Genomic DNA, 7224 nt, shown 5'->3' on the forward strand with positions numbered 1-7224 from the left:
AATACAGGCTAACCGTATGTAGCTTATTTGAAAAGAACACCAGGTAGAACCTGGTATAAAACGGCCCAGATGGGCTATCGTGACGGTAATCATGGCACCTGCACCACGTTCCGCGGGCACCCGCCTGCGCCCCGCCGAGCGGCGTCGACAGCTGGTCGACGCCGCGACCGAGCTGTTCCTCGACCAGGGCTACGGCAAGGTCTCCGTCGCCGATATCGCCCGCGCCGCCGGGATCAGTGGACCCAGCGTGTATCGGCACTTCCCGGACAAGGAGGCCATCCTCGCGGCGGCCATGCGCTCCGCCGTGGACGAGATGGCGGAGACCACCGCGAAGGTGCTCGCCCGCCCCGGTGCCACTTTCGACGACCTCTCCTCCGCCGTCTTCACGATGGCCGTCTCCCGGCCCGGGCCGCTCGCCCTGTGGCGCTGGAACCGGCGGCACCTGACCGCCGAGCAGGCGCAGGAGATGATCGTGGCGAGCGAGGGTGTGCTCGGCTCCTGGACCGAGGTGCTGCGGCGCGACCATCCGGAAGTCACCGACGACGACGCCCGGGTCCTCACATGGGCCGTGCTCGCCGTCGGCGGCTCCGTCCCGCCCAGCCGCGGCCGCATCGGCATCCGCCGCTACCGCGCCGATCTCGAGACGATCGCGCAGCGCGTGCTGCGCGCGGCACCGTCGACCGCCCCGGAGCTGCCCGCTCCCCCGCCCCGTCGCGCCCCCGTGGTGCGCAGCGACGAGATCCTCGACGCCGCCTCGGCGCTCTTCTTCACCCGCGGCTACAGCACCGTGAGCATGGACGACATCGGTGCGGCCGTGGGCATCTCGGGTCCCAGCGTGTACGGGCACTTCCCGTCGAAGGGCTCCATCCTGGTGGGCATCGTCGCCCGGGCGCGCGCCGCGCTGGAGATCGGCGTCGTCGGTGCGGCAGGGATGTCCGACGGTGACCCCCTCGCCGAGCTCCGCGCCCTGGTTCGGTCGTACGCCGCGAACCTGGTGACCTCGACCGACCTCGCCGTCGCCTTCACCGTGGGCCGCGAGGTGGTCATCGAGTCCGGCGGCGAGGCGCTGCTCGCCGCCCAGAAGTCCTATGTGGCCCGCTGGGTCGCGCTGCTCGCCGCGGGATCCGACGGTGCGCTGGACGCCGCCGGTGCCCGCATCGCCGTCGGCGCCGCCATGACCATCGCCAACGACTTCGCCCGCACCCGCCGCCTGCGCCGCCGCCCGCGCTTCCACGACGAGCTCGTCCACCTCGTCGACGCCGCCCTGGGCATCTGACCCCACCCTCGGCGGCTCACGAGGTGGTGTTGTCGCTCAGAACAGCCATGCGCGCCACGCATGGCTAGCGAATGCCCAGGTCAACGGGATCTTCAGCGGCCTGAGCCATGCGCGCCGCGCATACCCCGGCACTGATCGCACAGGACCCGCAGCGTCGTGATGCGGTGCCGCCCGCCCACGCCCTCCCCGCGCTACACCCATTCGCGACCCCAGCGTTCCAACCCCCACCAGAAGCCGTTCGTCCAACCGGGGACCGGCCTACCCCCGCTCGGCATTCGCTCCCCCACCCGAAGCCACGATCACCCTCGGCGTCAGCAGCCGCCGGGGAAGGCTGTCGGCCTACCAGCCGTTGACGTGCAGGACCGTCTCCAGCGGCGCGCGCTTGGCGGGCTTGAAGTCGGTGCCCTTGGTGTAGGCGACGGGCAGCAGCACGCCCTGGCGGACGGTCTCCGGGATGCCCAGCGCCTCGGCGACCTCGCGCTCGTACTCCAGATGCAGAGTGGTCCAAGCGGATCCGAGTCCGCGCTCCCGCAGCGCCAGCGCGAGGCTCCACGCGGCGGGAAGCAGCGAACCCCACAGGCCGGCCTGATTCCCCTCGGGCAGCTCGCCGCCGGGCACGTGGATCGCGCCGATCACCAGCGCGGGCACCTGCTCCATGACCTCGGCGAGGTAGGTCGCGCTCGAGGCCACCTTCTCGGCCGTCTCGAGGTCCTTCGGGGGCTTCGCCGCCCGCGCCGCCGCACCGGCCTCGGCGTAGGCGAAGTAGGACTTGCGGTAGTACTCCGCGACGATCTTCTTCGGCTCGGGATCGGTGAGCACGATCCAGTGCCAGCCCTGGGCGTTGCTTCCCGACGGTGCCTGCAGCGCCACTTCGAGTGCGTCGGTGATCACCTCGAGCGGCACGGGCCGCTCGAGGTCGAGGCGCTTGCGCACCGACCGGGTGGTGGTCAGTACCTCGTCGGCGGACAGATCCAGGTGCGGGAAGTCGAGTGCCATGCTCACGAGCCTAGCGAGCCGAACTACTGTGTGCGGGCCGAGCCGCTCCCCCGCTTGGCGCGGTCGAGCGTCGCGAGGGACTTCTTCGCGGCGGCGAGCTCCTCCTGCAGGGCTGCGACGCGCTCCGCCGCGGCATCACGGGCCGCGGAGAGCACCTCGTCGACGGCGGCCCGCGCCTCCTTGTCGCCGAGGCCGGCCAGCGCCTTGTGCAGCGCGGGAAGCGGGATCTCCTGCACTCCGGCGGGTTTCTGCGCGTTCCGGGTGACCTTGAGCGAGGCCGTGTTATCGGCGCCCACGTACACGGTGATCGCGACCGAACGGGCCGTCCGCACGGGCGCCGCTTTCGCGGGCTTCGCCGGGGCGGTCGTGGCGGTGGCGGGCTTCGCAGCGCCTTTCGCGGGAGCGGCCTTCGGTCCGCGCCGCACCGCCTTCGGCTGCTTGGTGGCGCGCAGTTCCCGTGCGTCGTAGGGCAACTGGTCGTCGATCCCCGTCGGCTTGACGGTCACGACGGCACCGTCGACCTCGACGACGCGGGCGGACGACCCGGGCTCGAGCCCCAGGCTCGGTACCCCTTCGACAAGGTAGACCAGCGGCTTCTTCCCTTCGGCGAGGGCCGCGGCGTACCGCGCGAGATCGTCGGCGGTCAGGGTCTGTTCTGCCACTACTTGATTCCCTTCGTCAGGGCGGGCACCACGGACTGCTCGATCCTGTCGATGGCCAGCGGCCCGCCGTAGAGGAGCGCATCCACGCCGTTCGTCTTGTCCACGATGATGATCGGCACGCCGTAGGTCAACGACGACGGGACGCCGTCGAAGCCTCCATTGCCGCCCGCCGGGTCGGTGCGCGCGACGACCGTCCGATCGACCTGGCTCGAGTTCACCGCCTTGTAGATGTCGCCCGACGCGAGATTGCGCCACGAGCCCGCGCCGTCGACAGGCGTCTGCGTCGCGAAACCCAACTGCCCCAGCAGCTGCAGCGCGTTCGCCGAGGGTCCGGCGAGCCTCGTCGCCGTACCGTCGTAGTGCACGATGTCGAGCTTCTTGCCCGAGAACTCGGGGTGTGCGGAGCGGAGCGCGGTGATGCGGCCCTCGTAGGTCTTCTTCACGGCGTCAGCGCGGTCCTTCGCCCCGAGCGCCTCCGCGATGAAGGCGAGTTGCTGCTGCCAGGTCCAGCCGGCCTTCCCCTCCTCGGAGACCGCGATCGCGCGGCCGCCGGCCAGCGATTTGAGCTCCGCGACCTTCGCCGCGGCGTCCGGATCCGTGTCGAGGATCAGGTCGGGCTTGGCCTTCTCGATCGCCGACCTGTCCGGGTTGGTCGACGTGCCGGCGCTGGGGACTCCGGACAGCGCGGATACCCACGACGGCAGCTCGGACTTCGGGCCGTTCGCCCCCGCGACCACCTCGAAGCCGAGCGCGGCGACCAGCTCCGCATCGCCCGGGCCGAGGGCCACGATGCGCTGCGGCCGGTCGGTGAGCTCCGTCGAGCCGTTGACGTCGGTGACCGTGCGGGCGCTCCAGGCGTCGAGCGCGGGCCGGCCGTCGTCGTCGCCGCCGCTGAATACGGCGATGCCCAGCACCGCCGCCAGGATCGCGACGAGGGCCACGGCCCCGCCGATCAGCAGTCTCCGGCGCTTCGTCGACGTTTTCGCCTTCGGCGTGCCCGGGCCGGCGTGCACCGGCATCGACGGCGAACTCGGCCCTGTCGGCCCGGCGGGTCCGCGCGGTCCGGCCGGGCCGACGGGGCCCAGCAGACCCGTCGGCGCTCCGGGCGGCAGCCCCTGCGCCCCGGGAGCGGACTGGTTGAAGCCGGTCGCGAGCGCCGGATTCGACGGCGTGCCCTGCCAGTTGACGCCCTGCGGCGCAGAGGGTGGCGCCATGCCCGTCGCGCCCGACGTGCGGCGCGCGGCGGCGGTCAGGGCGTCGGCGAAGGCACCGGCGGTGGCGAACCGATCCGCGGAGTTCTTGGCCATCGCCCGGCCGAGGACGTGGTCGATCTCCGGCGACAGGTCCGGCCGCTTGAGCCGGATGCTCGGCGGGTTCTGGCTGATGTGCGCGAGCATCAGCTGCCCCGCCACATTGGTCGTGAACGGGGGCGACCCGGTGAGCAACGCCACCGTGGCACAGGCGAGCGCGTAGACGTCGGCGCGAGGGTCCACGGCGCGCCCGAGCAGCGCCTCGGGCGCCGTGTACGCGAGGGTTCCGACGACGGTCCCCGTCTGCGTGTGCTGCCCGACCTCGGTTTGCGCGGCTCCGATCCCGAAGTCGGCGAGCTTGACCTGCTCGCCGCGGCGCCCGCGGTCGACGAGGAAGTTCGCGGGCTTGACGTCGCGGTGGAGGATCCCGTGCTGGTGGGCGTAGTCGAGTGCGTCGGCGACCTGCTCGATCACGGCGACGGTGCGGTCGAGGCTGAACGGACCTTCCCGCTGGACGGTCTCGGCGAGGTTGCCGCCCTCGACCAGCTCCATCGCGATCCACAGGTGCCCGTCGGACTCCCCGCGGTCGTAAACGTCCACGATGTGCGGGTGCTTGAGGCCCGCGATCAAGTCCGCCTCACGGTCGAACCGCGCCCGCACGGACGGATCCGCCGAGAGCTGGGACTGCAGCACCTTCAGTGCCACGGAGCGGGGCAGCGTGCGGTGCCGCACGCGGTAAACCGTGCCCATGCCACCGGTGCCGAGCACCGACTCGACCACGTACCCCGCGATCGATTCACCGGGTTGCGACGCCACGAACACACCTCCGCTCCTGCATTTGTACAGCGGTAAGAATCTACCGCGACGCAGGTTGCGTGCCGCTTAATGTGAGGTTGGCGGTTCCCGAAGTCTGTCACGGCGTCCGCCGCGAGCGCCGTCGTAGGACTCCTCGCCGCTCCAGCTCCCGACGTCACGGAGCTCACCTTTCGATACGACGGTGCTCGTCGACAAGTAGCCTGAGCGAGTCCAGGCTGCGGCACGACGTGCGCCGCGACCAGCAAGGAAGGAACCCCATGACGCAAGGGCCTCAGCCACCGGGGCACCAGGGTCCGCCGCCGGCGACTTACCCGCCGATGCAGCCGCCGACCCCCGGACCTCCGCAGCGCTCGGGCAGGACGGCCCTCATCGTTGTCGTCGTCGTGGCCGTCGTGATCGCCATCATCGCCGTTGCGGCATTGGCATTCACCCTGACCCGGACCGACGGAGGGACGAACACCACCACAGCCTCCGCCTCCCCGAGTTCGTCGAAGGCCACTCCGACAGAGGACTACCGTCTTCGAGGAACCCTCACATCGAAAGCGCGTGTATGCGTAGCAAGCGGCTTGGTGTCGCAGCAGATGCCGAAGTTTGAGACGCCGCTCAACTACACACGCCCGACTTTGGACGCCGATATTGCGAAAGCCAGGCAGGACCTTTCCCGTCTGGCGGCGCGGATTTCGCCCAACGCAGTCGAACCAGTTCGCAGCACGTTGCAAGACTGGATTACGGCATTTGCCGATATTCTGGACTCATACTCCCGCCGCGAGCCTGCCGCCGATGTCAAGCTCAAGGGCGACCTGGTCGACAATCTCGCTGGCCAACTCAACGGCCTCTGCGAAGGCTGAATCCGTGGGAGACGGCACTAAGCCTTTCACCGAACACTCAGTCCAGATCCTCGGCACACTCTGGGAGGATTCGATAACTCCAGCTGACCTATTGTCAGCGGTCTCTGGCCGCTGGGCGCGCATCGGCAGATGCCTTTAGGGTCGCAAGTGAGGGGTCAGCAGCCGCGCTGCGCCTGGGGCTCTCCGGAACAGGCCTATTCGTGGAACGCGCGTCAGGAACGTGGTTTCAGGCCTTTCTCCCGTTCGTCCAAGTCGGAGAGACGTTCGGCCAGATCGCGCTCACCTTCGCCAACATGTCTCGCGCACTGGCGGAAACGAACATTGCGCCGGCAGAAGTCGTCTACCAGGCCGAAACGGAGATCCAGGCCGCCCGCGCTCAGGCAACTGCATTGGGCCAGGATCCTACCCCTGTCATCAAGTCGATCATCGCCGATGCCCAGGCAATGGTGTCTGCGCTCTCGGCGAAATTCGTTGCCGCTGTCGGAGGCCCACCTAGTGGGGGTGCGGGATTCCAGACCCTCGGCGGGGCCCCGGCCCCTGCGGGCCCACCAGCTCCGAGAGAAACGTTAGGTGGTCACCTATCTCCGAGCGCGCACTCCCCGATCGGCCCGACCGTCCAGGACTGGATCACCGCCTACGTCGACCTCCTCGCTTCCTACTCCCGTCGGGAACCAGCCGGGGATGTGAAGTGGAAATTTGACCTCGTCAGCGACATCGCGGCGCGAATGAACCAGATGTGCAAGAGCGAGTAACGTGGGCAACGGTAAGCCCTTCGTGAACAGCGCGATCCCGATCCGCGGCGTCGGCTGCGCAGTCGGGCTCGCCGTCGGCACCTTTCTCACGCCGTACGCCACGAAAATCCTGCCGAGCCGGAACCTCGTTCTACGGTCCGATCCCGTTGCGCTCAGTGTGAGGTTGGCGGGTCGTCAGAGGACGAACGCTCGCCCGTCTTGCCCCATCGGGGCGCGCTCGGCGGCTGCAACGGACGGCGCCGGTGGCTGCGCTCGCCCTGCCCCTGGTCGGGTCGCACCCAGCGGTCCCCGCCCTGCTTGCGCTGGGTGCCCCGGCCCCGCTCGTAGGGCGGCGGGGGTAGCGGGCGGACCGGACGCACCGGCGGCGCGGGCGGCGGCACCGGTCGCTGCGGCGGCTCCGGAATGCCGGGCGCCGCGGTGTGCGCACCCGGACCTCGAGCGGCGGGCGCCGAATAGGGGTGGGGTGCACCCTGCGGTTGCGAGGCGCCATCCGGCCCCGCGTGCCGCCCCGCCGGCGGCACCGCGACCGGCGGCGCCGCGACCTGCGGCGCCCGCGCAACCGGACGCTGCGCGGTGGGCTGGGGAACGGTCCCGCCGGGGGCCAGCCGTGGTGGCGCGGGCACC

6 protein-coding genes are annotated in these 7224 nt (G+C 70.3%); 3 read left to right on the plus strand and 3 right to left on the minus strand.

Features of this window, described 5'->3' with window-relative positions:
* The first annotated feature begins 91 nt into the window (after positions 1–91).
* Entirely contained in the window at positions 92–1276 is a 1185-nt protein-coding gene (locus FK529_RS19275; RefSeq protein WP_146564214.1) for a TetR/AcrR family transcriptional regulator, read from the plus strand.
* Positions 1277–1615: 339 nt separating this feature from the next.
* Here the strand turns inward: FK529_RS19275 and FK529_RS19280 are convergent, their stop codons facing one another.
* From FK529_RS19280 to FK529_RS20740, 3 genes are read right to left on the minus strand one after another with little or no spacing between them, the layout of a single operon-like run.
* Positions 1616–2272, minus strand: coding sequence for a nitroreductase family protein (locus FK529_RS19280; protein ID WP_146564216.1), 657 nt, complete (start codon positions 2270–2272; stop codon positions 1616–1618).
* Positions 2273–2295: 23 nt separating this feature from the next.
* Positions 2296–2934, minus strand: coding sequence for a hypothetical protein (locus FK529_RS19285; protein ID WP_146564218.1), 639 nt, complete (start codon positions 2932–2934; stop codon positions 2296–2298).
* Positions 2934–5000 (minus strand): serine/threonine-protein kinase, encoded by a 2067-nt coding sequence (locus FK529_RS20740; RefSeq protein ID WP_146564220.1) that lies wholly within the window; start codon positions 4998–5000, stop codon positions 2934–2936. The genes FK529_RS19285 and FK529_RS20740 overlap by 1 nt, the downstream gene beginning before the upstream one ends.
* 383 nt (positions 5001–5383) lie before the next feature.
* Here FK529_RS20740 and FK529_RS19295 point away from each other — a divergent pair, with 383 nt between their 5' ends.
* Entirely contained in the window at positions 5384–5848 is a 465-nt protein-coding gene (locus tag FK529_RS19295; protein ID WP_146564222.1) for a hypothetical protein, read from the plus strand.
* A gap of 200 nt (positions 5849–6048) precedes the next feature.
* On the plus strand, positions 6049–6600 hold the full coding sequence (locus FK529_RS19300; RefSeq protein WP_146564224.1) for a hypothetical protein: 552 nt from the start codon (positions 6049–6051) through the stop codon (positions 6598–6600).
* The last annotated feature ends 624 nt before the right edge of the window (positions 6601–7224 follow it).

Source organism: Tsukamurella asaccharolytica, from assembly GCF_007858435.1.
Lineage (GTDB): Bacteria > Actinomycetota > Actinomycetes > Mycobacteriales > Mycobacteriaceae > Tsukamurella > Tsukamurella asaccharolytica.

Excerpts from the sequence above, each read along its gene's own strand:
- FK529_RS19280 (WP_146564216.1), bottom strand. The coding sequence starts at position 2,272 with ATGGCACTCGACTTCCCGCACCTGGATCTGTCCGCCGACGAGGTACTG.
- FK529_RS19275 (WP_146564214.1), top strand. The coding sequence starts at position 92 with ATGGCACCTGCACCACGTTCCGCGGGCACCCGCCTGCGCCCCGCCGAG.